Here is a 24,153-nt window from a genome sequence, read left to right on the forward strand (position 1 = left end):
CCCGTCTCGCCCGTCGATCCTTCCGCCCCCGCCATGAGCTGCGCGTTTAGCATGTGGCGGGTGGACGATGACTTCAGGAGTGCGGCGCTCGCGGCCGCGGAGCTGGTGGCGGACTACCTCGACGGCCTGCCCGGGCGGCCGGTCTGGGAGCCGATGGACCCGGCGGCGCGCAGCGCGCTGCTCGACCTCGAACTGCCGGAGGAGGGCGCGGACTTCGCGGCCCTGCTGAAGACCGTCGAGGAGCGGGTGATGCCGCACCCGATGGGCAACGGCAGTCCGCGGTTCTTCGGCTGGGTGAACTCCGCGCCGCAGCCCGCCGGGGTGCTGGCCGCGCTGGCGGCCTCGGCGATGAACCCCAGCTCGGCGGGCGGCGACCACGCCGACGTGCACCTGGAGCGGGCCGTGGTGCGCTGGATCGCCGAGCTGGTCGGGTTCCCGCACCCGGCGGGCGGCGGCCTGCTGACCTCCGGCACCTCGATGGCGACCATCGTCTGCCTGGCCGCGGCCCGCAACCGGGCCGCCCGCACCGCCGGGTGGGACGTCCGGGCCGACGGCCTGGCCGGGATGCCGCCGCTGGTCGGGTACGTCACCGGCGAGGCGCACAGCTGCGTGCGCAAGGCCGCCGAGCTGCTCGGCCTGGGCTCCCGGCACCTGCGGGTGGTGCCGACCGACGCCGACGGGCACCTGGTGGTGGACGGGCTGCGCCGGGCCGTCGCCGAGGACCGGGCCGCCGGGCGGCTGCCGTTCCTGGTGGTGGCGTCGGCGGGCACCGTCGGCACCGGCGCCGTCGACCCGTTCGGACCGATCGCCGACCTCGCCGCCGCCGAGGGCCTGTGGTTCCACGTCGACGGCGCGTACGGGGCGTTCGGCGTCCTGGACGAGGAGATCCGGCACCGCTACGCGGGCATGGACCGGGCCGACTCGCTGGCCCTGGACCCGCACAAGTGGCTGGGCGTGCCGGTGGACTGCGGCTGCGCGCTGGTCCGGGACGCGGACGAGCTGCGCGGCACCTTCAGCCTGGTGCCGTCCTACCTGCGCGACGACGCGGCCGGCGACCTCGGCTGGTTCTCCGAGTACGGCACCGAGCAGACCCGGCCGTTCCGCTCGCTGAAGGTGTGGGCGTCGATCGCGCACCGCGGCCGGGCGGGCGTCGCCCGGGACGTCGCGCACTGCGCCGCGCAGGCCCGCCGGCTGGGCGGGTGGGTGGACGCGGACGCCGACCTGGAGCTGCTGGCGCCGGTGGAGACCTCGATCGTGGCGTTCCGCTACCGCCCGGCCGGGGTCGACGAGGAGACCGCGCAGCGGATCAACGCGCGGCTGCCGGTCGCCGTCCAGCTGCGCGGGCGGGTGTTCGTCACCGGCGCGGTGTACCGCGGCACCGAGCTGCTGCGGGCCTGCCTGCTGAACGCCTCGACCACCGACGCGGACCTGCGGCTGCTGCTCGACGAGGTGAAGTCCGCCGGAGCGGAACTCCTGGCCGGGGCCCGGACGTCCAACTGAGCGCGGGGCGGATCAGCGCCGATCCGGCAGGGGCCCGCGGAGACATTAACCGTCAGGTCACGGGACATTCGTGATCGTGAAACAGCGGAGCGCCACCATGCTGGCATGGACAAGATGGCGTACACCCACGAGAAGAGCAGGCAGCGCGGGGCGGGCCGGGGGCACCGCTGGCGCCGGGAGACCGTCGAGCTGGCGGCGGTGTTCGCCGCCGTCGCCGCGGCCGACCTGGTCGCCAACGTGGTCGTGCACGGGCACGACGGGCCGGTGCTGCTGGTCGCCTCCGCGGCGGCCATGCTCGGCACCGCCCTGTTCCGGGGCTGGCTCGCGCACCGGCACCCGCACGGCCCGCCCGGCCCGGACGCGCCCGCACCCCCGGGCGGTGGGGCGGTGAACGACGAGTCCGAGCCCACCGCGCTGTGGCGGCTGCGCACCAGCGTCGCGGACGCGCCCGGCAGCCTGGCCCGGGTCTGCGCGGCGCTCGCCGAGCGGCGGGTCAACATCGTCTCGATGCAGGCCCACCCGCTGCCCGACTGCACGGTCGACGAGTTCATCGTGCGGGCCCCGAAGTCGCTGCCGCGGGCCGAGCTGGCGGCGGCCGTCGCCGCGGGCGGCGGCTGGGACATCTGGACCGACCGGGCCGACGCCCACGAGCTGGTCGACGTGCCCCGGCAGGTCCTCGCGCTGGCCACCCGCACCGCCCTGGACGCCGCCGAACTGCCGGTCGCGCTGCGGCAGTTGTTCGGGCGGGCGACGATCCGGCAGTACCCGGGGCGGGGCGCCGCCACGCCCGCCGGGGTGGACGGGCACCTGATGCGGCTGCCGCTGCCCGGCGGCGACCTGCTGGAGCTGTCCCGGCCGGGTCTGCCCTTCACCCCGACGGAGTTCGCCCGGGCCCGCGCCCTGGTCGAGCTGGACACCGTGCTCGGCCCGCGCGTCCCGCAGGTCGCGGCCCGGATCAGCCGCCCCGCCGGGGACGACCTGACGGTCCGTCGGGCCACCCCCGCCGACAAGGCGGCGGCGGTCGCGATGCACGCCCGCTGCTCGCCGGAGTCGCTGCGCCGCCGCTACCACGGGCCGGTCAGGGACGCCGACCGCTACCTGGACCACCTGCTGGACCCGCGGCACGGGCAGACCCTGGCCGTGGAGACCGTGCAGGGCCGGCTGGTCGCGCTGGCCCACCTGATGTGGGACGACGAGGGCGCGGAGATCGCGCTGCTGGTCGAGGACGCCTGGCAGCGCCGCGGCCTGGGCGTGGACCTGGTCCGCCGGATGGCCGCGCTCGCCCTGGAGTCCGGCGTCGGCACCGTCTACGCCGTCACCACCGCGTCCAACTCGGGCCTGATCTCGACCATGCGCCGCCTCTCGGCGCCGCTGGACTACCAGGTCGAGGACGGCACCCTGGTGATCACCGCGCACCTGGCGGAGGCCGCCGAGAAGCTGCCCGCGCCCTGGGCGGCGCGCTGACGGCCGGGCGGGGGCGGCGGGGGCGCGGCCGCGTGTCGCCGGGGGGGCGCGGCCGCGCGATGTCGCCCCTGCTCAAGTGTGCGGGCGGGAGTCGGTAGGCTGAGGCAGTCCCCGCCACCCGCGGGTCCCCCGAGGACCGGCCAGGGTGGTGCCGCAGCAAGGAGGAACCCCTGAGCATGCCAGGCACCGATTCGGAAGCCCCGCGCGACGCCTCGCTGCCCGCCCGCGCGAAGATCGCTGTGACGGCCGGCAAGATGGCCGCCGCGCTCTCCCAGAAGGCGGGCCGCGGCAGCGGCTCGGTGATCGGCGGCAAGGTCGCGCTCAAGCTCGACCCGGACCTGCTGGCGACCCTCACCGAGCACCTGGACGTGGTCCTGGTCAGCGCCACCAACGGCAAGACCACCACCACCCGGCTGATCGCCGAGGCGCTGCGGGCGGCCGGCCCGGTGGTCTCCAACGCCCTGGGCGCGAACATGCCGGCCGGCATCACCGGCGCGCTGGCGGGCGGCACGAGCGCCCGGTTCGGCGTGATCGAGGTGGACGAGAAGTACCTGCCGATGGTCGCCCGGGACACCCGGCCGAAGGCCATAGCGCTGCTGAACCTCTCCCGCGACCAGCTGGACCGCGCGGCGGAGACCCGGATGATGGCCGAGAAGTGGCGCGAGGGCCTGCAGGACACCGACGCGGTGATCGTCGCCAACGCCGACGACCCGCTGGTGACCTGGGCCGCCTCGTCCTGCAAGAAGGTGGTCTGGGTGGCCGCCGGGCAGGCGTGGAAGGAGGACGCCTGGTCGTGCCCGTCCTGCGGCGGCGTGATGCAGCGCCCCGGCGACGACTGGTTCTGCGGCGAGTGCGGCTTCCGCCGCCCGAACCCGCACTGGGCGCTCCAGGGCACCCACGTGATCGACCCGCACCGCGGCGCCTGGCCGATCCAGCTCCAGCTGCCGGGCCGGGCCAACCTGGCGAACGCCACCTCCTCGGCGGCCGTCGCGGCGGTCTTCGGGGTGGCCCCGCAGGTCGCGCTGCAGCGGATGCAGTCGGTGGCGGCGGTGGCCGGCCGGTACGACGTGGTGCAGTTCCGCGGCCGCGAGGTCCGGCTGCTGCTGGCGAAGAACCCGGCGGGCTGGCTGGAGACCTTCTCGCTGATCGACGGCCCGCCCGCGCCGGTGGTGCTGTCGGTGAACGCGCTGGACGCGGACGGCACCGACACCTCCTGGCTGTGGGACGTCGACTACGAGCGCCTGGCCGGGCACCCGATCTTCGTGCTGGGCCAGCGCAAGCTGGACCTGGCGGTCCGGCTGGAGGTCGCGGGCCTGCAGTTCCAGGTCGTCGACACGCTGGCGCAGGCGGTGGACGCCGCCCCGCCCGGGCGGATCGAGGCGATCGCCAACTACACGGCGTTCCAGCAGCTGCGCAAGGCCGTGGTGGCCTGATGTCCGATCAGTTCCAGTCCGGCGGCGGGCAGTTCGGCGGCCGCGCCGGTCGGCAGGGGTACGGCGAGCAGCAGCAGCGGCAGTTCGGGAGGGGTGCGAGGATGAGCGAGAGCAGCCTGCGGGTGGTCTGGGTGTACCCGGACCTGCTGTCGACGTACGGCGACCGCGGCAACGCGCTGGTGGTGGAGCGGCGGGCCCGGCAGCGCGGCCTGGGCGTGCAGCGGATCGACGTGCGCTCGGACCAGTCGGTGCCGACCAGCGGCGACATCTACCTGATCGGCGGCGGCGAGGACCGTCCGCAGCGGCTGGCGGCGGAGCGGCTGCGCAACGACGGCGGCCTGGTCCGGGCGGCGGAGAACGGCGCGATCATCTTCTCGGTCTGCGCGGGCTTCCAGATCCTGGGCCACGAGTTCGTCAACGACCTGGGCGAGCGCGAGCCGGGCCTGGGCCTGCTGGACGTGCGGACGGTCCGGGGCGAGGGCGCGCGCTGCGTCGGCGACGTGCTGGCGCAGGTCGACCCGCAGCTGGGCCTGCCGCAGCTGACCGGCTTCGAGAACCACCAGGGCGTCACGCACCTGGGCCCGGGCGTCAGCCCGCTGGCGACGGTGCAGGTCGGCCGGGGCAACGGCACCGGCGACGGCACCGAGGGCGCGTGGCGCGACACCGTGTTCGGGACGTACCTGCACGGCCCGGTGATGGCCCGCAACCCCGCGGTCGCGGACATGCTGATCAAGCTGGCGCTGGACGTGAACGCGCTGCCGCCGGCCGACACCACCTGGTACGAGGCGCTGCGCGCGGAGCGGATCGCCGCGACCTCGCGCCCCGCGTAGCGGGTCGGCCCCGGGTGCCGGGCGGCTGACCGCCATGTGGTCAGCCGTCCCGTCCCGGGGCGGGTTCGTAGGAGAATAGGAGTGCCCGGGCGCAACACCCTCCTCGGCGGTCGGGTCGCAGTTACGCGTGGTGCGTCGAGGAAGCCGCCCCGCGTCGGTTTCGGCTCGGCCGGACGCAGGAACCGTATGCTGTGCAGCAGGTCAGTTTCGGGCGTTATGTCCGATTCCCACCCACAGTCCGGCCGTCCGATCCTGCTCGGGAGTTGGCAAAGCAATGCGTATTGGTGTCCTGACCAGCGGCGGTGACTGTCCCGGCCTGAACGCCGTCATCCGTTCCGTGGTCCACCGGGGGGTGGTCGACCACGGCGACGAGATCATCGGTTTCGAGGACGGCTGGCGCGGTCTCCTGGAGGGCGTGCACCGCCCCCTGACGCTCGACTCCGTGGGCGGCATCCTGGCCCAGGGCGGCACCATCCTGGGCTCCTCCCGGGTGCAGCCCAGCCACCTGCGCGACGGCGTCGAGCGGGCCAAGAAGTACTGCGCCGACCTCGGCATCGACGCGGTCATCCCGATCGGCGGCGAGGGCACCCTGAAGGCCGCGAAGCTGATGAGCGACGCGGGCCTGCCGGTGGTCGGCGTGCCGAAGACCATCGACAACGACATCGCCTGCACCGACGTCACCTTCGGCTTCGACACCGCCGTCTCGGTGGCCACCGAGGCGCTGGACCGGCTGAAGACCACCGCCGAGTCGCACCAGCGCGTCATGGTGGTCGAGGTGATGGGCCGGCACACCGGCTGGATCGCGCTGAACGCGGGCATGGCGGCCGGCGCGCACGCCATCGTCGTCCCCGAGCGGCCGTTCCACATCGACAAGCTGACCGAGGTCGTCCGCGAGCGCTTCGACCGGCAGAAGAAGTTCGCGATCGTGGTGTGCGCCGAGGGCGCCAAGCCCGAGCCCGGCACCATGCCGTGGGAGGAGGGCACCAAGGACATGTACGGCCACGAGCGGTTCACCGGCATCGCCACCCAGCTCTCCCGCGAGCTGGAGCACCGCCTCGGCAAGGAGGCCCGCCCGGTCATCCTCGGCCACACCCAGCGCGGCGGCACCCCCACCGCCTACGACCGGGTCCTCGCCACCCGCTTCGGCTGGCACGCCGTCGAGGCCGCCCACAAGGGCGCGTTCGGGCACATCACCGCGCTGCAGGGCACCGACATCAACCTGGTGCCGCTGGGCGAGGCCGTCGCCGAGCTGAAGACCGTCCCCGCCGAGCGCTACCTGGAGGCCGAGACCGTCATCTGACGGCCCCTCACCCCCCGCCCGGCATCCGTCCGCCGGGGGCGCGTCGCGGCCCGGCCGCCCGCGCCCCCGGGGATAGCCTTCGCCGCATGGAGATCCTCGCCTACGGCGTCCAAGCAGACGAAAAGCCGCTCCTGGAAGCGGCCTTCGCCGGCCGGCACGGCCTGCGCACCCTGGCCGTCTTCCTCAACCGCGACACCGCGCCGCTGGCCGCCGGGTACCCGGCCGTCAGCACCAGCGTCAACGCCGAACTCGACGCCGCGGCACTGGCCGTCCTCGCCGCCGGCGGCACCGAACTGATCGCGCAGCGCTCCACCGGCTTCAACAACATCGACCTGGACGCCGCCGCCGCACTCGGACTCACCGTCGCCCGGGTCTCGCACTACAGCCCGTACGCGGTCGCCGAACACGCCTGGGCCCTCGCCCTCGCCGTCAACCGCCGGCTCACCCGCGCCGCCAACCGCTCCCGCGAGTTCGACTTCCGGCTCGACGGCCTGCTCGGCCGCGACGTCCACGGCATGACCGTCGGCGTGATCGGCACCGGCAAGATCGGCGAGTGCTTCGCCCGGATCGCCGCCGGCTTCGGCACCACCCTGCTCGGCTGGGACATCGCGCCCAACCCCGCCTGCCTCGACCTCGGCATGACCTACACCGAACTCCCCGAACTGCTCTCCCGGTCCGACCTCGTCAGCCTGCACGTCCCCCTCCTCCCCTCCACCCACCACCTGATCGACGCCGGCGCCCTGGCCCGGATGAAGCACGACGCCATCCTGGTCAACTCCAGCCGCGGCGGCCTGGTCGACAGCGCCGCCCTGGTCGAGACCCTCCGCACCGGCCACCTCTCCGGCGTCGGCCTCGACGTCTACGAGGAGGAGACCGGCGTCTTCTTCACCGACCAGTCCATCCAGGGCATCACCGACGACACCCTCGCCCGCCTCATCACCTTCCCCCAGGTCCTGGTGACCAGCCACCAGGCCTACTTCACCCGCACCGCCGTCGGCCAGATCATCGACGCCACCGCCCGCAACATCGACGACTTCGCCGCCGGCCGCCGCAACGAGAACACCCTCGTGCCCAGAAGCTGACCCGCGACGCGAGCCCGGCCTCTCTCAGGACACCTGTTCGTAGAGGATGCCCTCGGCCTCCCAGAGTTCGCGCTCAACGGTTTCAGTGAGGTTGGGGTCGTCGATGAGGACTCCGAACTCGACGTTGTTGTTCTCGGCGCTCCAGGAGAAGTTGGCGCTGGTCACGAGAAGGAGGCGGTGGTCGACGGCGAGGAACTTTGCGTGGTTGCGGACATAGGTTCTGTCGAACGTCTTGGTGCGCCAGACCGTGGCTGGCGCCAGGTGCGCGGCCACTTCGGCGGTGGAGGGTGACCAATGCTGTCCGTTTCCGTCGGCGGCCTTGGTGTCGAGGTAGAGGCGGACGGCGACTTCGTCCCTCTGGGCGGCCTTGTGCAGGGCCGTCCAGAGTGCCGACGTCCGTTGGAAGTTGAAGGTGGAACAGGTGACTGATTGCCGGGCACTGTCGATGAGACGGGTCACCGAGGAGGTGAGCGGGCCACTCTGGGCGAGGTGGCCGGGCATGGTCCACACCGGGGTCAGCCGAGTGGAGATGGTTCGGGCGCCTTCGATGGCGCGCAGCACGGGCAGGTAGCGGTGGGTGCCCTGGCCGTCGGAGGTCGCAGGAGCGACGAGTACCAGGAGTCGGCGGGCCTGGGCGCGTTTGCCAGTGGCGACGGCTTTGAGTGCGGTGGTCAGGGTATCGCCGTCGAGCAGTCGGTCGGCGATACCGGCGGCTTCGGTGCGGGTGAGGAGTCGGCCGAGTTCGCGTGCTGCTTGCCCAGGGTCATTCATGAGGCTCGAAAAAGCCGAGAGTGCTGCCGGGCAGGTGGACGAGAAAGCGGCGATCGAGGAAACGATTGGCCCGTTCGCAGGAGGTTTCGGATGCCATGACGCAGCAGTGGCAGGCAGCACCGTGCAGGAAGTCCTCAGGATCCTGGGGGGTACGCATGGCGCAGATGGGGTCGGAGGAGCAGCGGGTGGCTTTGCGGAGCGCGTTGTTGACGACCTGCTGGAGGCGAGTGGGTTCGCTGAGTTGGACGAGGCCGCCGAGGGTGCCATCGCTGTCGGAGGCGGTGGTGCAGATCAGGAGGCCTGCGGCCGGATCGCGGCCTTCGGCGGCGGGCCAGGCGTAGAGGCGTTCACTGAGACTGGCGGCGGCATAGCCGCAGGTGAGGGCGAGTTCGCGGATGAGAACGTGGGCGAAGCTGTGGACAAGCCAGTAGCGCGGGGGCTTGAGGCGGGTGAGGTGATTGACCTGGTCGGCGGTCTCGGAGAAGCGACGCTCGAAGTTCCGCCTGTGTGCCTCCTTATGGTGCGCCCACACCGCCGAGTCCTCGACGTGCTTCTCCCAGGCGGCCACTTTGTTTTCGTCGAGCTGGAGGAAGATGCCTTCGCCGCGGTCCTCGGTGGCGACGGTCCAGGCGGGGCGGCTGCTGCGAGTCAGCGGGGCAAGGCGGCGGGGGAGGTCGCCGACCCGGTCCATGTCGTCGATGCGGGTGAAGCCGACGAGGGCGTTGACCTTGCGGAGCCGTTCGACTGCGAGGACACGCGTGATCTCCGGTCGCAGGTCGGGACCGCGTTCACGGGTGGCGAGGGTCAGTCCGCTCCTGGGTTCTTCGGCGCGCAGGCCGACGATGTCACGGAGCAGGTGCTGCCATTCGGGCACGAGGAGGTCGACCGGGTCCCAGTCGCGCAGTTTCCGCTCCTGCTCCTCCGGGGTGTCAGTAGGGGCGGAAGCGGTCTGGAGGGTGTGTTCGAGTTCCTGGTCGGTGAGCTTGGTGACGTCGACGTTCTTGGCATCCAGCAGGGCTCGGATGACGGCTGGTTGGTCACGGAACACGGCGAGGTTGTCGCCGAGGGCGGTGCGGACGCGGTCGGCGAGGTCCTCAGCCTTCTCCTGGGGCGAGTCGGGCATGACGATGATCGACCAGGTCGCGGGGAACCACAGGTTGGAGGCGCCGACGAGCATCAGGCGGGTCTTGTTGAGGCAGCCCTTGGGTTCGAAGGCATCCAAATGGGGGTGACGCCCACGGCAGTCGGGCAACTTCTCCCGGCCGACTTCGCCCTGGGCCTCGTTCATTGGGCGCCGCAGGTCGCAGGAGGCGCAGTGGATGACGGCCGAGGCGCCCTTGCCCGCGAGTCGGTCGACCATCTTCAGGGTGGGCAGTTCCGCCTTGGCGCACGGCCGGCCGCGGTGCACCCACTGGTCGTAGGGGAATTCGTCGAGGTGACCGTCGGGGCAGGCCAGCAGGTAGCGGGCGGGGACGGCGGTGCGGCGGGTCGCCTTGCGGGCGGCGGAGCCGGCGCGGCCGGTGCACCTGGTGTGTTCGAAGACGGCGAGGTCGGTGCGGTAGGGGTGGGTGTTGCGGTAGTCGAACTGGGAGAGCAGTCCGAGCAGGTCGCAACCGGTGCAGCGCAGCCACTGCGGGAAGACCCGGGCGGGCACGCCGAGGTCGTTGCCTTCGGCGGAGCGGCTGTTCTTCTTCGGCTGCCAGGGGAAGGGGCGGAGTTGGACGTCGGGTGAGCGCAGCGTCATGCGGACGACGTCGCGCAGCCGGGGGGCGTGGATCTGCGGGGGCGCGGAGTCGCGGCGGGCCCAGATGCGGTCCCAGTCGTCGAGGCCGGTGGGCATGATGGTGAACTGCGGGAGGTCCATGATCGCGCCGGGCCCGTAGGTGTACAGCAGTGAGGAGGGGCGGGCGGAGCCGACCTTGGCGCGGTTGTGCTTGGCGGCCTTCTCGGCCTCCTGCTCCAGGTCGCCGAGCGGGTCGACGGCGTGGGCGACGTCGTAGACGAAGCGGGTCTCGTCGCTCACTGCTGGTCCTCCGGCATCTTCCACTTCGGGGCGTGATCGGGTGCGCGGTACACCAGGCGTTCCTTGATCGGGCTGACCAGCAGGTTGATCTCGGGCTGGACTTCCCGCATGGAGTTGGCCACCACGAACGGCGGGGCGTCGAGGGAGTCGATGCCGGCCTTGGCGTTCTCGGCGCTCATGATCAGCGCGTCGTGCAGGCTGTCGTCCTTGACCTTCTCGTACACGAGCGATTTGCGGTCCGCCATGAGGGACTTGCGCCGTTTGACCCAGTGGTCGATCCGGTTCGCCAGGCGCTGGCGGGCCCGGTCGGGCGCGTCCTCGTCCTCGCTGGCTCTGCGGATGCGGCGGACGAGGGTGTCGACGAGTTCGCCCATGAAGTCCTGCTCGGCCTCGATCCGGGAGGCACCGTCCTCCGCCGACAGGCCCTGGCCCGAGCCGGCCTTGCCGGCTTGCAGGACGCGGGCCGCGCTGACCAGGACGCCGTCCAGGCCGCGTTCGAGGGAGGTGACCGAGAACGGGGTCACGGACAGGGCTTCGACCTGGGCGTAGAAGGTCTCGTGGTAGTGCCGGAACTGTTCGAAGTGGGCGAGGTCGCGGGGGCGGGCCCAGTTGCCGAGGGCAATCACCAGGCCGGGCCGCTGGGCGCTCCGGCCGACCCGGGAGGACGCCTGGATGTACTCGGCGGTGTTCTTGGGCTGGCCGACGACGAGCATCAGGCCCAGGCGGGTGACGTCCACGCCGACCTGGAGCATGGAGGTGGCGAGGACCACGTCGTAGGGGTTGACCTCGCGGGTCGGCTCGGGCTTCTTCGCTTCGCGCATGGCACGGCGTTCGCGCTTGCCGGCCGTGGAGTCGAAGGCCGGGTCGAAGGCGAGGGCCATCTGGTCGAGCGTCGCGGTGATGTCGGCGCTGGAGACCCGGGAGGTCAACTCGGCGACGTTCAGCGAGCCGTAGTCGGTGCCGGTGCGGCGGGGCAGTTTCGACCACGGCCGGCCCTTGGCCAGCGCGGTCTGGATGTCGTCGCTCATGTACCGGGCCATGCCCGCGAGTTCACGGGTGGCGCTGAAGTAGCCGACCAGGCTCAGGTACGGGTCCGCTTCCGGTCCGGACCGGTCGAGCATCAACTGCCCGGCCGCCATCAGCACTTCGGCGACCCGGATCTCGGCCGTGGTCAGGCGGACGCCGGTGGTACTGATCCCGAGGTAGCGCCGGCCGGGATGCTCCTCGGAGACCGGGATCTCCTTGGAGAAGAAAGTGTTCCCGGCGTCCAGGACCTGGGGCGGGAAGATGGTCACGGCCCGCCCGTACAGCGCCTTCACCTGCTCGGCGGCGTTGCGGGCGGTGGCGGTGGAGGCCACGAGCAGCGGGCGCACCGGCAGGCCGTCCTTGGTCTGCCAGTCGGTCATCGCGTCGATGGCGACCTCGAACAGGCCCACCGTCGTGCCGAGCGCACCGGTGATCAGGTGCAGCTCATCCTGAATCACCAGATCCGGCGGACGCAGCCGATCAGCCGCGCTCACCTTCGCCGGAGGGAAGCCGGTGGGCGTCTTCGGGTGGCTCTTGCCGAGCTGGACGGCGCAGTGCTGGTAGTCGGGGTGGACAAAGCCGTGCCGCTCGCAGCGGCGCGAGACGTGACCGAACAGGGACGCCGCCTCGCCCTCGCGGGACAGGCGGGCGAACTTGTCCACGGTGGCGATCACGAACGCGGGCGCGAGCCGGTAGATCTCCTCGTCGACGGTGAGCACCGGCAGCCCTTCGGGGACCTCGCCGCCCTCGGCGAACGGGCAGTCCGCCAGCTCGTCGCCGCAGTACACGTAAACCCGGCGCAGGGTCGGCTCGGTGCGCACGTCCCGTGCCTCGACCCGGGTGCCGCACCACGGGCAACGCTGGATCTGCAGCACCGTCAGCCGGTAGCCGCGACCGCCGTGCGCCTTCTGCAGTTGTTCGGCGGCCTCGTCGTACCGCTTCGGGCTGACGTCGGTGCCGACCCACAGGCCGATCCGGAACGGCTCCTCGCCCCAGGTTTCCGGGTCCTCACCACGGGCCAGCTCGGCGGCGCAGACCAGGGTGGTGGCGCGCTGGAACTGCTGCGCGGTGAGCAGCCGCAGCGTGTACCGCATCAGCACCGCCACGCCCGACCGGCCATCCAGCGGCCCGTCGAAGGCGTCCACCACCCCCTGGCGGCGGCGGATCGCGAAGGTGTACGCGGCTAGACCCAGGTACGCCTCAGTCTTGCCACCACCGGTCGGGAAGAACAGCAACTGCGCCTTCGCCAGGTCACTCGACCGCTTCTCGGCCGCCGGATCGGACAGCAGGGGCAACTGCATCAGCACGAAGGCGAGTTGGAAGGTACGCCAGGAGTGCGCTCGTTCCTTCTCCCGGTCGAGGATCGCCCGGCGGGCCTCGTCGATGGACTCCTCGGGCCTGCTCGCACGCCGCTCCGCGACCTGGGAATGCACGCGCTGATCCGCCATTACCCGGTTCATGAACCGGAAGCAGCGCAACGCCTCCTCGTCCACGAGCAGGAACTCCAGCCCCTCGGCGAGCTGCTGCTGGACGCGGCGGGCCTCGCCGACCGCCTCCAGCCCCTCGAAGCGCAGGTGCTCGGGCAGGTCCTCGGCGCGCTGCTGCTCGCCGTTCAGCCAGGCGGTGTACCCCTGGACGATCGGCTCCAGGCCGGCACGAAGTTCGGCGACCGGTGCCTCTTGCAGGCGGCGCATGTCCAGCAGGGCCGCGCCGATCTCCTCGGCCGCCGTCTGCCGGGTCTCGCTCACCGGCAGCCATGTCGTCCATACCGCGCTCGCCCGCCGGGCGCCGTCGGCGACCGCCCAGTCCACCGAGCAGGTCCGCCCGTGCGCGAACTCCAGCCGGTCGCGGTACTGCAGACGGAGGCGGCGCAGTTCGTCGTCGTCCTCTTCGAACGGTTCGAGGAGCGCGTCGTTGACGGGGAGGAACGCCGCGGGGCCGGGGGCGGTGACCTCCAGCCTGGTCTGGTACAGCCACGCGTCGACCGGGATCTGCCGGGGCGTCTCCCGGTCGTTGCACAGCGCCACCTCGATCATCCGGCAGCCGCGCTCGGTGTCGTCATGGCGATCGACGCGGAGCAGAACCTTGTCCTCCAGCACGTACGGCCGAGTCCGGGACGGCGTCAGGTCGGCGACCTTGACGGTGACCGGGACCTCGTGCGGAACTCGCTGGAAACGGCGCAGCGGCCGGGACGCCTCGGCCTCGGCCTCGGCCGCACCCTCGGGCTTGCGTTCCTTCACCGGCTCGTAGGTGCCCCAGGTCGCGGTGACGGTGAACTCGTCCAGGTCGGAAGGGATCTGGAACCGCAGCCCCATCGACGCCGGGATCATCAGCCCGCGCTTCTGCGGCTGGTCTTCGACCTCGTCCTCGTCCCCGCTGGCGCTGCTCTCGTCCACTGCGGTCAGCGGCACGCCCCGACTGCCGGACGCGTCCACGGCGTCGCCGACGTCGGTCGCAGCGTCGGAGGAGTCGGCCTCGCCCGGGTCCGCCTTACTGGGCGTCAGGCGGACGGGTGCGATCCGGCCCACCAGGTACGCCGCGTCCGGCACGCCGTCCAGGAGCTCGGTCGGGCCGTTGGCCGGACCGAGCAGTTCGCGCTCCAGGATGTCCACGAGGTTCTGACGGACCGCCCAGGAACTGCCGTCGGGGGCGTGGGTGAGGTGGTAGGCGGGCGCGACCGTCACGCTGTTCTTGTGGTCCGCCGGTTGGGCGCTGCCGCGCCGGGGAGTGGTCACTCCTCGCCCTCCTCTTCCTCGCTGCCGCCATCGTCCCCGGCAGCACTGACAACGCCCTGCGCGGCGGCCCGGCGGTGGTTCTCCTCCAGCAGCCGATCGAGGATCTCGACGCGGGCGGCCGGGCTCACCGTCCAGCGCTGCATCTGGCGGTAGGTGTGGAAGCCGTGGTCCAGCGGGACGTCGTCCCAGCCGTAGGCGGCCATGACGGCGTGGTCGAGCTCGACGTGGATCTCGCGGAGGCGGGCCACGTCGGGGTCGACGGAATCGGGGACCGTGGGGTCGTTGACGAGGTTGTAGAGCTTGGTGAGGCCGAGGTCGCGGCGGAGCATGATCTCGCGGCGTTCAGCATGAAGGGTTTGCCCCGCCAGGCCCAGTTGTTCATTCTTCTCCGGCCGAGGAAGGGTCTCGAAGACAGCCGATGGAGTGTAGGTGGGGTCGACTCGCATCGTGGTGCCGTACTTGATCACCCAGAGTTGGTGCAAATTACTAGAGAGGATCGCCAGATCTGCATATGATTCCAAAGCAAATACAACAAGTTTTTCATGGAATACCTGGCGCGTATACACTCGGGTCGGCATAACGGTCTTACTGACGCGCGCGATAACCAACACCTCGTCCAGGTTGGCGATCGCCTCCCGCATCGCCGGACGCTTTTCGCCGAACTGCCACCAGTAGTCCCGGTAAACCTTCCGATTGTTCTTCGCCCGCTCTGGCTTCACCTCCTCCAGCACCCGCCGGTACGGCAGCTCATACGCCTGCGCCCGCGCTTCTGACCGGTTGTTGAAGTCGATGACCCATCGCGAAGGGGAGCTGTCGGAGCGGGAGTTGAGGTCCTCCCCATTGAGGTAGGGGAAGAGGACCTCCTTGTTGCGCGCGTCGGCTTCGATCCAGGCTTCCGCCTCCTCGGCTTCCAGGACGAAGCCCATGCCCAGCACGATGCACCCTTGGAACGCGATCCCGGCGTTCTCGTTCAGCCTCACCGGATCACCGTCGACCCGGCCGCCGGCCTCCAGCAGGGTGGAGATCCGCGCGACTTCGCTGTCCCCATCCTGCTCGGCGACGACCCGGGGAACGTCCGCGCTCACCGACGACCGGCTACCCCACATTGCCGCGTACTCCAGATTCGCGCTGGCGGCGGGCCAGGACCGGCTCTGGATCGCGCGGGTGATCGTGAAGTCCTGCGCGACGAGCCGGTCGAGACCGACCTGCCGGGTGCCGCCCTGCGCGACGGTGTTGGTGGCGATCAGTCCCAGCCCGCCCCGCCGTGACAGCAGCCCGTACGCGCGCAGGAAGAAGTACGCGACCAGGTCGGCGCTGCCCTTCGTGCCGTCCGCGAGCACGTTGACGAACCAGTCGCGGACGTTGGTGCCCATCGCACCGGTGAGCTTCTGCCCGCCCAGGAACGGCGGGTTGCCGATCACCGCGTCGAAGCCGCCCCGCTCCATGACGTCCGGTACCGCGAGAATCCAGTGCAGCGGCTTCCAGCGCCCGTAGTCCGTCGTCACGGTCGGGGTGAGCCCGGCGGCGAGGATGCCGTCGAGCAGCCTCCGGTCCGCTGTCCCGCCCCCCTTGGGGTACGCCAGCTCCACTGCGACGCGCAGGTCCTCGTACGCGGCCTTCAACTGTCTGCCGGGCTTGCCGCCCCAGCGCAGCCCGGCCGCGACCACCCCGTCCGCGACGTCGGCGAGTTGGGCGGTGTCCTGCTGGTACTGCTTCCACTGCCGCCGCTTAGCGGTTGCGGTCCGTTGCGGGTCCTTGGTGTCGACTTCGGTGGCCAACTGGCGGCGCAGGCGGCGGGCCCGGTCGAGGATGTCGTCCACGTTGAGGCCGAACGCGCTGAGCTGTCCGCTCGCCGCCTTCGGGTCGATGTGCAGGTCGCGGAGTTGCCGGGCGTCGGTGAGGCCGAGCAACGCGTTGCCGTGCAGGACCTTGTCGTCGACGAAGGAGAACGGCAGCTTGGGGTCCAACGACACCAGCCACAGGGAGAGTTTGCACATCTCGACGGCCATGCTGTTGATGTCGGCGCCGTACAAGCAGGTGGCGACGACGGTCCTTATCGCGTGGATGCGCGTCTCGTGCGGGGTGCCGTAGTTCTCCCGCTGGCGCCGCCACGCCTCGACCAGCCGATCGGCGAGGTAGCGCGCTGCCGCGACCAGGAACGCGCCGGAGCCGCAGGCGATGTCGGCGATGCGCAGGTCGAGGATCTGGTCGGAGTCGACCGGCACCCAGGCGTCCCGGTCGGCGGTCTGGTGCGGTCCGAACGAGTAGACCAGGGGCTCCAGGGCGTGCCGCACCACCTCCTCGGCGAGCGAGCGCGGCGTGTAGTGGGCGCCGGCGGAGGCCCGCGAAGGGGTCTCCACGACCAGCACGCCGCCGGGCTCGACCACCATCGGCCGATTGCGCAGGTCGCGGCGGATCAGGCCGAGGAACGGGCGCAGCCGCTCCCGGAGTTCGGGGTCGTCGGTGACGTCGCGCAGGGCGGTCTCGGCGTCGTCGGGGATGCCGGTGGGCTTGAGCGCCTTGGTGAGGGCGGCCTTGCTGGACGGCTTGGCGGCGGGCTGGTGCTGCTTGGCCCAGGCGAGGATCGCGTCCGCGAGTGCGGTCTCGGTGTGCTTGGTCGCGGCGAGGTCTTCGAGGACGGCGAGCGGGATCTCGGGTTCGGAGCCGGGGGTGCCGGTGAGTCCGACGGTGGTCTCGTCGGCGGGTTCGCAGGAGTAGCCCAGCAGGCCCTCGTAGATGTAACCGATCTGTTCGACGTCGATGTCGCGGAAGGAAATTCGCCGTGCGCCGCCCGTGAGTCGGGCGATCTGGACGGCGCGCAGGACCTCCAGCATGACGCGGTCGCTGACGGTGATGGCGAGGGTGCCGCGGGCGTCGCGGGCGGTGAGGAAGGGGAAGCGGGCGGGGTCGAAGAGGGAGCCGCCGTACTCGGGCATCCGCAGATCTTCGAAGCTCGAACCCCGGTACAGCGCCTGCGAGGTGGCGAGCAGCCGGTGCCAGGTCAGGAAGGTGGCGTCGAGGGGCTGCTCACCCTCTTCCTTCTCCCGTGCGTCGAGCAGGTCGAGTTCGTTGCTGATGCCGTAGCCGGTGGCGAACAGGCGGCTCTCCGGCAGCAGTCCGCGCTCCTCCGCGAACAGCAGGAAGACCACCCGCATCAGCACGGTGACGGCGGCTTCGTAGACCTCGCCGCGCTGCTCCGGCAGCGGGTCGGCCTCGCCGCGTCGGCGCGCATCCGACGCGGCCTCGGAGAGGGCCTGGACGACGAGTTCGACGGCCCGGCGAACCTGGGTGCCGAGTGCCTCGGTGATCTTCTCGGCGGCGGTGACGGACTCGCCGAACAGGGCGGTCAGCCGATCCTCCAGCTTGCCGCCGACAAGGCGGCGGCGCTGGAGAAGCTCGATGAAGGCATTGCGGGTCTGGGGTTGTTGGATCCAGTCCTGAGCGTCGACGATGCCGGAGGCTGCCATGGTCTGCGGTCGGGCGCTGACGATGCCCCACCAGCGGCCGTCCGTGACAACACCGATGGGGACGTCGGCGGCGCGCAGCAGTACTTCCATCCGGTCGATGGGACTGGCGGACCAGCCGTCGGCGAGCGGGTCGCGCAGCGAGTCGACGGGGTCGGTGACCATGACCAGGGCGCCGGTGGTGTCGCCGTGCATCAGGGCGCTGTCGGCGCGCACGGTGACGGCGTAGTCGGGCGAGTGCGCCTCGATGGCGGCCGCACCGGAGGTGGTGTAGGCGTTGCCCCAGCGCAGGCCCTGACGGAGCACCAGTTCGACCCAGCTGTCGCGGGCATCCCGGTAGAGGTCGAGTGCGGCCTCGTCGCCGGGGTTCTCGTCCCAGTTCTCCCAGGCTTTCTCGAACCCCGGCTTGGCGTCCTTGACGGCGTCCAGCGCACGGCGGTCCGGCTGCGGAATGCCCTGCGGGTAGACGCGTTCAAGGGCGGGGACGGCGAGGAACGGGCCTTCGGTGTCGACAAGTTCGAGCCAGCCGCGGTGCAAGTCAGCAGCGGTCGGGGCGTGCTTGCGGCTCATGCCGTGGCCTCCTCGTTCTCGGCGTCTTCCGGGGTGAGAGCGAACACGACGGCGGCGGCGGACACGTGGGGCCGGATGTCGCTGTAGCGCTCCCTGATCGAGGCGACCTCACGGGCTTCCTCCTCGTCCAGCTTCTCCAGGCGCTGCTTCATGCGTTCCAGGTCGCGCAGGCGCTGCTTCTGCTGGTCGTCGGTGAACAGCAGTTCCTCCTCGGCGCGGATCTCCCGTTCCAGGCGCTCGCGGGACTCGGTCAGGTTGATCCGGAACGCGGCGAAGATCTCGTGGGCGCGGGTGACGTCGGCGTCCCGGCGCTGGGCGAGCGCTGCGGTGACGCGCTCCTGATGGGCCGCGCTCTTGCGTTCCATCGCGGTCAACAGGCGGGTGCGCAGCCGGCCGCTGTCGTTCCACTGCGCAGCAAGGCGGGCCCGCACCTGCTCGGGGGCGAGGACCAGGTCGACGGAGTCGAGCGTCTCGTCGAGGACCTGCTCGACCTTGGCCTCGGCGAGAGCCTGTCCGCGCAGGCGCACCCCCGTGAGGAACACCTCCTCGTGCAGGCGCAGGCCACCGCGTCCGACCAGGACGAGGCGGGAGACCGCAGCGACGCAGGACTCGGGCAGTGCGGGGGCGACGACGGCGGTGACCCGGTGGACGGGCGAGTCCGCGCTGAACAGGGCCGAGCGCAGGGTGCGGGTAGCACGTTGCATCAGGGCGTGGCCGAGGTGGATGTGGACCAGATCGGTGCGGTTCCGGGCCGCCTGGTCGTCGAAGGTGATGGGGCGCAAGACGCCGGGTTCCAGGCGGGTGTCCAGGCCTCGCAGGGCAGGCTGCCAGGAGCGGCCGAGCGCGGGGATCTCGAAGACTTCCGCGTCGGTGAGGTCGTCGCCGGTCTCGATCAGCGGCGGCTGAGCGGTCAGGGTGAGGGCTGCGTCCACGACCCGGCGGGCGTTGGCGGGCGTGAGGTGCATGGCGGCCTTGGTGTCGCCGTACGTCTCGGACAGCTTCGTCAGTTGGCGGTTGAGCTCCATGCCGCCGGCCAGCGCCCGGGTGATCACCTCGTTGCCGTCATCGGGCGGAGCCTGCCTGGAGGCCTTACGGCCGGTGCGGGCGGGGGCGAAGTGGTTCTGCACCTCTACATCAATGACCTGGTTGACCTTGCCCAGGTCCCGGCCGGCCTGGGCGACCTTGGTGGCGATGATCCCCATGAACTTCATGTCCGCCTCGTACGTCGAGGCACCGGCGACCGGTACGAAGTGGAAGATCTCGGGGCTGTGGGTCTGCCCGTACCGATCGATGCGGCCGATGCGCTGCTCCAGCCGGGAGGGGTTGAAGGGGATATCGAAGTTCACCAGGCGGTGGCAGTGCCGCTGCAGGTCGATGCCCTCGCCGGCGGAGTCGGTGGCGAGCAGGACGCGGACCGGCTGCTTGTCCGGGCTCTCGGTGAACCGGGCGCGGATCTTCTCGCGCTCCTCGGTCGGGGTGGAGCCCTGGATGACCTCCAGCACCCGGTCGTAGCCGCGCTGCCGCAGCACCCGCTCGATCCACTCCAGGGTGGTGGAGTACTCGGTGAAGACCACCACCCGCTCGTTGGACCAGTGCTTGCCGTCCGGTCGGCAGACCGCGTCCAGGAAGTCCAACAGCCGCGTCAGTCGGCTGTCCGGCTTGTACTCGTAGCGCCGCCCCCACTCGACGAGCGAGGCGATGTCCGCTGCGGTCGCCGTCACCAGCGGGTCCGACCTCTTGGAGTGGCGCAGCGCCGTGAACTCCGGGTGCTCGGCGGCGCCTTCCTCCTCGTCGGACTGGCCGGAGCCGAGCACTTCCGTGTAGTACTCGTCCTCGTCGTCGACCCGCAGCTGCCGGGCTCCGCTGTCCGCATCCTGGTACAGCTCCAGGGTCCGGGCGAACGACCACGGGCTGGACAGGAACCGCTTCTTCAGCAGCATCGCGACGATGTCGCCGCCTGCGCTCTTGTTGTTGGCCCGGGCGCTGTCGGCCAGCAACCGCTCCAGCCGCTCGAACTGCTGCTGCTCCTCGTCCGAGGGCGTGAAGTCGAGGGTGCTCAGCTTGCGGGCCTTGAAGCCCTTCTCCGGCAGGTCCGTCTTCAGCCAGCGCACCATCACCTCGCGCAGGGCCTGCTCGTCGATGTTCGCGCCGCGAGTGAAGCGGCGGCCATCGATCATCTCCAGCAGCGCGGTGAACGACTCCGAGTAGCCGTTGTGCGGCGTCGCGCTCAGAAACAGCCGATGCTCGCACGCCTCGGCGAGGTTCTTGGTCGCTGTCGTACGGTGGCTGTCCACTGCATAGCCGCGCTGACCTGGCGCCGTCGTTGGACTGGCCGGCGCGACATGGTGCGCCTCGTCCACCACCAGCACGTCGAAGGCGTACCGCCGGGTGCCACTCGAACCGCGGGTGTCCGCCAGCACGTCCCGCAACAGCCGCTGCGCCCGCAGCGACGGCAGCCAGGCCATGCTCACGATCACCCGGGGGAACAAGCGGAACGGGTTGGCGTTCAGGCCGTGGCTGCGCTTGACCTTCGCCATCAGCTCGCTGTTGACGATGACGAAGTCGAGGCCGAACTTCTCCCGCATCTCGTCCTGCCACTTCAGCGACAGGCTCGGCGGGCACACCACGACCACCGACCGGGCCCGGTGGCGCAGCAGCAGCTCCTGAACGACCAAACCGGCTTCGATGGTCTTACCGAGACCGACGTCGTCGGCGAGCAGCAGGTTGGTCCGCGCGGACTGCAGGGCCCGGCTGAGCGGCACCAACTGGTACGGCTCCACGTTCGCGCCGCTGCGGAACGGTGCCTGGTAGGAGTTGGCGTCCGCCGAGGTGACCGCGCCCCAACGCACCGCGTCCACGAACGCGGCGAGCTGGTTCGGATCGTCGAACGACTCTGGCCGGACCGTCTCCGGCAGGCCCTGGTCCGGTGCGACGGTATGCCCGACCTCGAGTTCCCATACCACGGTCAGTTCCTGGCCGAGCCGGTCCTCGTCCAGTGACTGCAGACTCACCACGTGCGTCAGCCGCGGCACGCCCTCGTCAGCGGGGCTGCGCGGAAGCCCCTGCCGCTGGACGTCGGACACCGCCCAGGTGGAGCCTCGCACCATGACAACCTGCCCAGGCTCCGGAACCGGCGGAAGCGCCGTCCCCGCCGTACCGCTCGCCGTCTGCTGCGGGTCCTCTGTCGCGGTCGCCACCTGGGCAGGCTCCTTCGCCACTGTCGTCCTCATCGAAGCGTGATCTCATTGCTGCACCGGACCTCGAGGGCCGGGTGATAGATCACGAAGAAACCAGTATGGCCGACCTGCTCAGGGACCGGACCGCATTGTCCCACGCGAAGGCCCGATGCCCCTCCCCGGGGGCGCGGCGTAAGCGGCGCTTAGGCTGGGGCCCGAACGAAACCGGAGCAAACCGGACCGCGGCGGGGTCGTGGCGCCGGACGGCATGGACGAAAGCGGGGCCGCCCGATGGGCGACGGCATGACGGGGATGCACCACCACGGCGGGGGGCCCCTGCCGCCCTTCACGCTGTCCCGGGCGCTGGAGTGGTCGCCGGACTGGCCCTACCTGGTGTTCTGCGCGCTCGCCCTCGGCCTGTACCTGGCGGGGGCGGTCCGGCTGTGGCGGCGCGGCGACAAGTGGCCGGCCGGCCGGGCCGTCGCCTGGACGGCCGGCGTCGGCACCGTGCTCCTGGTCACCTGCACCGGCCTGAACGACTACGGCATGGTGCTGTTCAGCGCCCACATGATCCAGCACATGGTGCTCTCCATGCTGTCGCCGATCCTGCTGCTGCTGGGCGCCCCGATCACCCTGGCGCTGCGCGCGCTGCGCCCCGCCCGCAAGGGCAGCGGCCGGGGCCCGCGCGAACTGCTGGTCGCGCTGCTGCACTCCCGGTACGTGCGGATCGTCTCGCACCCGGTGTTCACCATCCCGGCGTTCATCGCCAGCCTGTACGTGCTGTACTTCACCCCGCTGTTCGACTTCCTGATGCGGTACCAGGTCGGGCACCTGGCGATGATGCTGCACTTCCTCGCCGTCGGCCTGCTGTTCTTCTGGCCGATCATGGGCGTCGACCCGGGCCCGCACCGCCCCGGCTACGTGATGCGCATCCTCGAACTGTTCATGGGCATGCCCTTCCACGCCTTCTTCGGCGTCGCCGTGATGATGGCCTCCGGCCAGCTGGTCAGCACCTTCTCCGCCGCGGCCGCCCCGCTCGGCACCAACCTGCACGAGGACCAGCGGCTGGCGGGCGGCATCACCTGGGCGTTCGGCGAGATCCCGACCGCGATCGTGCTGATCGCGCTCACCCTGCAGTGGGCCAAGTCCGAGGAGCGGCAGGCCCGCCGCCGCGACCGGGCCGCCGACCGGGACGGCGACGCCGAGCTGGAGGCGTACAACCGGTACCTGGCCTCGCTCGACCGGGCCACCGGCTGACACCCCGTCAGCCCGACCGGTCCCCCGCCGGTCCCCCGTCACTCTCCCGTCTGTCCCCCGTCACCGCCCGGAAGCCGCACGGCTCCCGGGCGGTCGGCGTCCCCGGACCGGCCCGCCCGGCGGTTCAGCCGATGCCCTGGCGGTCGGGGGCGAGGGCGAAGGCCCGGTTGTCGGGGTCGTGGATGGCCTCGGCGACGGCGCGTTCGAGGAGCCGGCGCTGGCGCAGCAGCGGGGGGCGGCGGGGTTCGGGGGTGATCCGGAGCAGGTCGTCGAGGGCGGCGGTGAGGCGGCGGGTGACCTGGGGCTGGCCCGCGCCGCAGATCCGGATCTCGGTGAAGGCGAGGTCGACGGTGGCCTCCCAGCCCGGCACCGGCTGGACCAGCCGGACGGCGCCGTCCCGGTCGCGGTGGCGCAGCGCGCCGAGCCGGTGCGGGGCGAGCAGGGCGAGCAGCTGGTGGATGCGGTCGACGGCCTGGACCGCGGTGGTGGGGTCGTTGACGGCCGGGGAGAGCGCGCGGATCGCGATGTCGACGAGCTGGCGGAACCCGAAGCTGAGGTCCTGGTGCATGGTGCGGTCGACGCCGACGTTCAGCGCGGTGGTGATCCGGCGCGGGCGGGGCGGGGTGCCGCCGACCACGACGACGGTGGGGGTGCCGGGGGCGATGAAGTCGCCGATCCGCGGCACCAGGTGCAGCACGGTGCCGTGCCGCCGGGCGACCCGGATCAGCCGGCGGATGTTGACGTCCCGCAGGACGCCGCCGCGGCCCTCGTGCAGCAGTGTCAGGCCCGCGGGGTGGGCGTCCGGGGCCTGGGCGGTCTCCGGGGCGAGGTCGGGGGCGATCCAGCGGATGTCCTGGAGGACCTGGAGCGACTCCCGGGTGACCCGGTCGATGACGTGCGGCACCCGCAGCAGCCGCAGCGTGGCCTGCACGTACAGCACGAACAGGGCCAGGCTGAGCAGCACCATGGCGAGCGCGACGACGGTGGAGACGATCGGGACGGAGACCGCCCGGTCCGGGTCGGTGGTGTCGTCGTAGCCGAGCTGGACGAACAGCGTGTAGACGAAGGTGGCCAGGCAGGTCGCGAAGGTCGCCTTGATCAGCCGGCTGCGGACGTACAGCCGCAGCACCCGGGGGCTGAACTGGCTGGCGCCCATCTGGAGCGAGACCAGCGAGATGGAGAACACCACGCCGATGAAGGTGAGCATCGCCGAGCTGATCGTCGACACCACGCTCTTCGCGGCCGTGCCGAACGACAGCAGGGTGTCGGCGGTCCGATCGGCCGCGGCCTCGGCGAAGATCTCCCGGTCGAGCAGGTCGGTGAGTCCGGCCAGCAGCACCGCGCCCAGGCAGGCGAACAGCGGCGCGAACCAGAACGACTCGCGCAGGTGCTCGCGCAGCGGCGAGAGCGCCCGGTAGCGCGGTGCGCGGCGCGGCGGACGCGGCGGGCCCGGTGGGACGGACGGCGGCTCCTGGTCGCTCATCGGCCCAGGCTAACGGGGCCCGGTCGGCCCGCCGGGGAG

At 71.5% G+C, this 24,153-nt stretch carries 13 protein-coding genes; 7 read left to right on the top strand and 6 right to left on the bottom strand.

The window, feature by feature from the left end; genetic code table 11:
- Nucleotides 1-51: 51 nt before the first annotated feature.
- From ACIQBJ_RS02980 to ACIQBJ_RS03005, 6 genes are all read left to right on the top strand, one after another.
- A complete protein-coding gene (locus ACIQBJ_RS02980; RefSeq protein WP_400703468.1) occupies nucleotides 52-1,500 on the top strand; it encodes a pyridoxal phosphate-dependent decarboxylase family protein in 1,449 nt (482 codons plus the stop codon).
- Nucleotides 1,501-1,605: 105 nt separating this feature from the next.
- A complete protein-coding gene (locus ACIQBJ_RS02985) occupies nucleotides 1,606-2,964 on the top strand; it encodes a GNAT family N-acetyltransferase (protein WP_400702431.1) in 1,359 nt (452 codons plus the stop codon).
- A gap of 176 nt (nucleotides 2,965-3,140) precedes the next feature.
- Nucleotides 3,141-4,397 (top strand): MurT ligase domain-containing protein, encoded by a 1,257-nt coding sequence (locus ACIQBJ_RS02990; protein ID WP_400702434.1) that lies wholly within the window; start codon nucleotides 3,141-3,143, stop codon nucleotides 4,395-4,397.
- 101 nt (nucleotides 4,398-4,498) lie between these two features.
- On the top strand, nucleotides 4,499-5,227 hold the full coding sequence (locus ACIQBJ_RS02995; RefSeq protein ID WP_400703471.1) for a type 1 glutamine amidotransferase: 729 nt from the start codon (nucleotides 4,499-4,501) through the stop codon (nucleotides 5,225-5,227).
- Nucleotides 5,228-5,501: 274 nt separating this feature from the next.
- Nucleotides 5,502-6,527, top strand: coding sequence for a 6-phosphofructokinase (locus ACIQBJ_RS03000; RefSeq protein WP_400702437.1), 1,026 nt, complete (start codon nucleotides 5,502-5,504; stop codon nucleotides 6,525-6,527).
- 86 nt (nucleotides 6,528-6,613) lie between these two features.
- Entirely contained in the window at nucleotides 6,614-7,609 is a 996-nt protein-coding gene (locus ACIQBJ_RS03005) for a 2-hydroxyacid dehydrogenase (RefSeq protein WP_400702440.1), read from the top strand.
- A gap of 24 nt (nucleotides 7,610-7,633) precedes the next feature.
- Here the strand turns inward: ACIQBJ_RS03005 and drmC are convergent, their stop codons facing one another.
- Genes drmC through drmD form a run of 5 tightly spaced genes read right to left on the bottom strand, consistent with a single transcriptional unit; the run spans nucleotide 7,634 to nucleotide 21,428 of the window.
- The gene (gene drmC, locus ACIQBJ_RS03010; RefSeq protein WP_400702443.1) at nucleotides 7,634-8,380 is read right to left on the bottom strand and encodes a DISARM system phospholipase D-like protein DrmC; all 747 of its coding nucleotides are present in this window, start codon (nucleotides 8,378-8,380) and stop codon (nucleotides 7,634-7,636) included.
- Nucleotides 8,373-10,403: a DrmB family protein gene (gene drmB / locus ACIQBJ_RS03015; protein WP_400702446.1), complete on the bottom strand. Its 2,031-nt coding sequence runs from the start codon at nucleotides 10,401-10,403 to the stop codon at nucleotides 8,373-8,375. Before drmB ends, drmC begins: the two co-directional genes overlap by 8 nt.
- Nucleotides 10,400-14,164, bottom strand: coding sequence for a DISARM system helicase DrmA (gene drmA, locus ACIQBJ_RS03020; RefSeq protein ID WP_400702449.1), 3,765 nt, complete (start codon nucleotides 14,162-14,164; stop codon nucleotides 10,400-10,402). The genes drmB and drmA overlap by 4 nt, the downstream gene beginning before the upstream one ends.
- Nucleotides 14,161-18,198, bottom strand: a complete 4,038-nt coding sequence (locus tag ACIQBJ_RS03025) for an Eco57I restriction-modification methylase domain-containing protein (protein ID WP_400702452.1) — start codon at nucleotides 18,196-18,198, stop codon at nucleotides 14,161-14,163. Before ACIQBJ_RS03025 ends, drmA begins: the two co-directional genes overlap by 4 nt.
- Nucleotides 18,195-21,428 carry a DISARM system SNF2-like helicase DrmD gene (gene drmD, locus ACIQBJ_RS03030; protein WP_400702455.1) on the bottom strand — a complete coding sequence of 1,078 codons (3,234 nt, stop codon included), beginning with the start codon at nucleotides 21,426-21,428 and terminating at the stop codon, nucleotides 18,195-18,197. Before drmD ends, ACIQBJ_RS03025 begins: the two co-directional genes overlap by 4 nt.
- A gap of 258 nt (nucleotides 21,429-21,686) precedes the next feature.
- On the opposite strand from drmD, the gene ACIQBJ_RS03035 reads away from it, so the two are divergent.
- Nucleotides 21,687-22,631 carry a cytochrome c oxidase assembly protein gene (locus ACIQBJ_RS03035; protein ID WP_400703474.1) on the top strand — a complete coding sequence of 315 codons (945 nt, stop codon included), beginning with the start codon at nucleotides 21,687-21,689 and terminating at the stop codon, nucleotides 22,629-22,631.
- Nucleotides 22,632-22,755: 124 nt separating this feature from the next.
- On the opposite strand, the gene ACIQBJ_RS03040 is transcribed toward ACIQBJ_RS03035, so the two are convergent.
- The gene (locus ACIQBJ_RS03040) at nucleotides 22,756-24,114 is read right to left on the bottom strand and encodes a DUF2254 domain-containing protein (RefSeq protein ID WP_400702458.1); all 1,359 of its coding nucleotides are present in this window, start codon (nucleotides 24,112-24,114) and stop codon (nucleotides 22,756-22,758) included.
- Between the last annotated feature and the right edge of the window lie 39 nt (nucleotides 24,115-24,153).

Source organism: Kitasatospora sp. NPDC088391 (genome assembly GCF_044753345.1).
In the GTDB taxonomy this organism is placed as follows: Bacteria; Actinomycetota; Actinomycetes; order Streptomycetales; family Streptomycetaceae; genus Kitasatospora.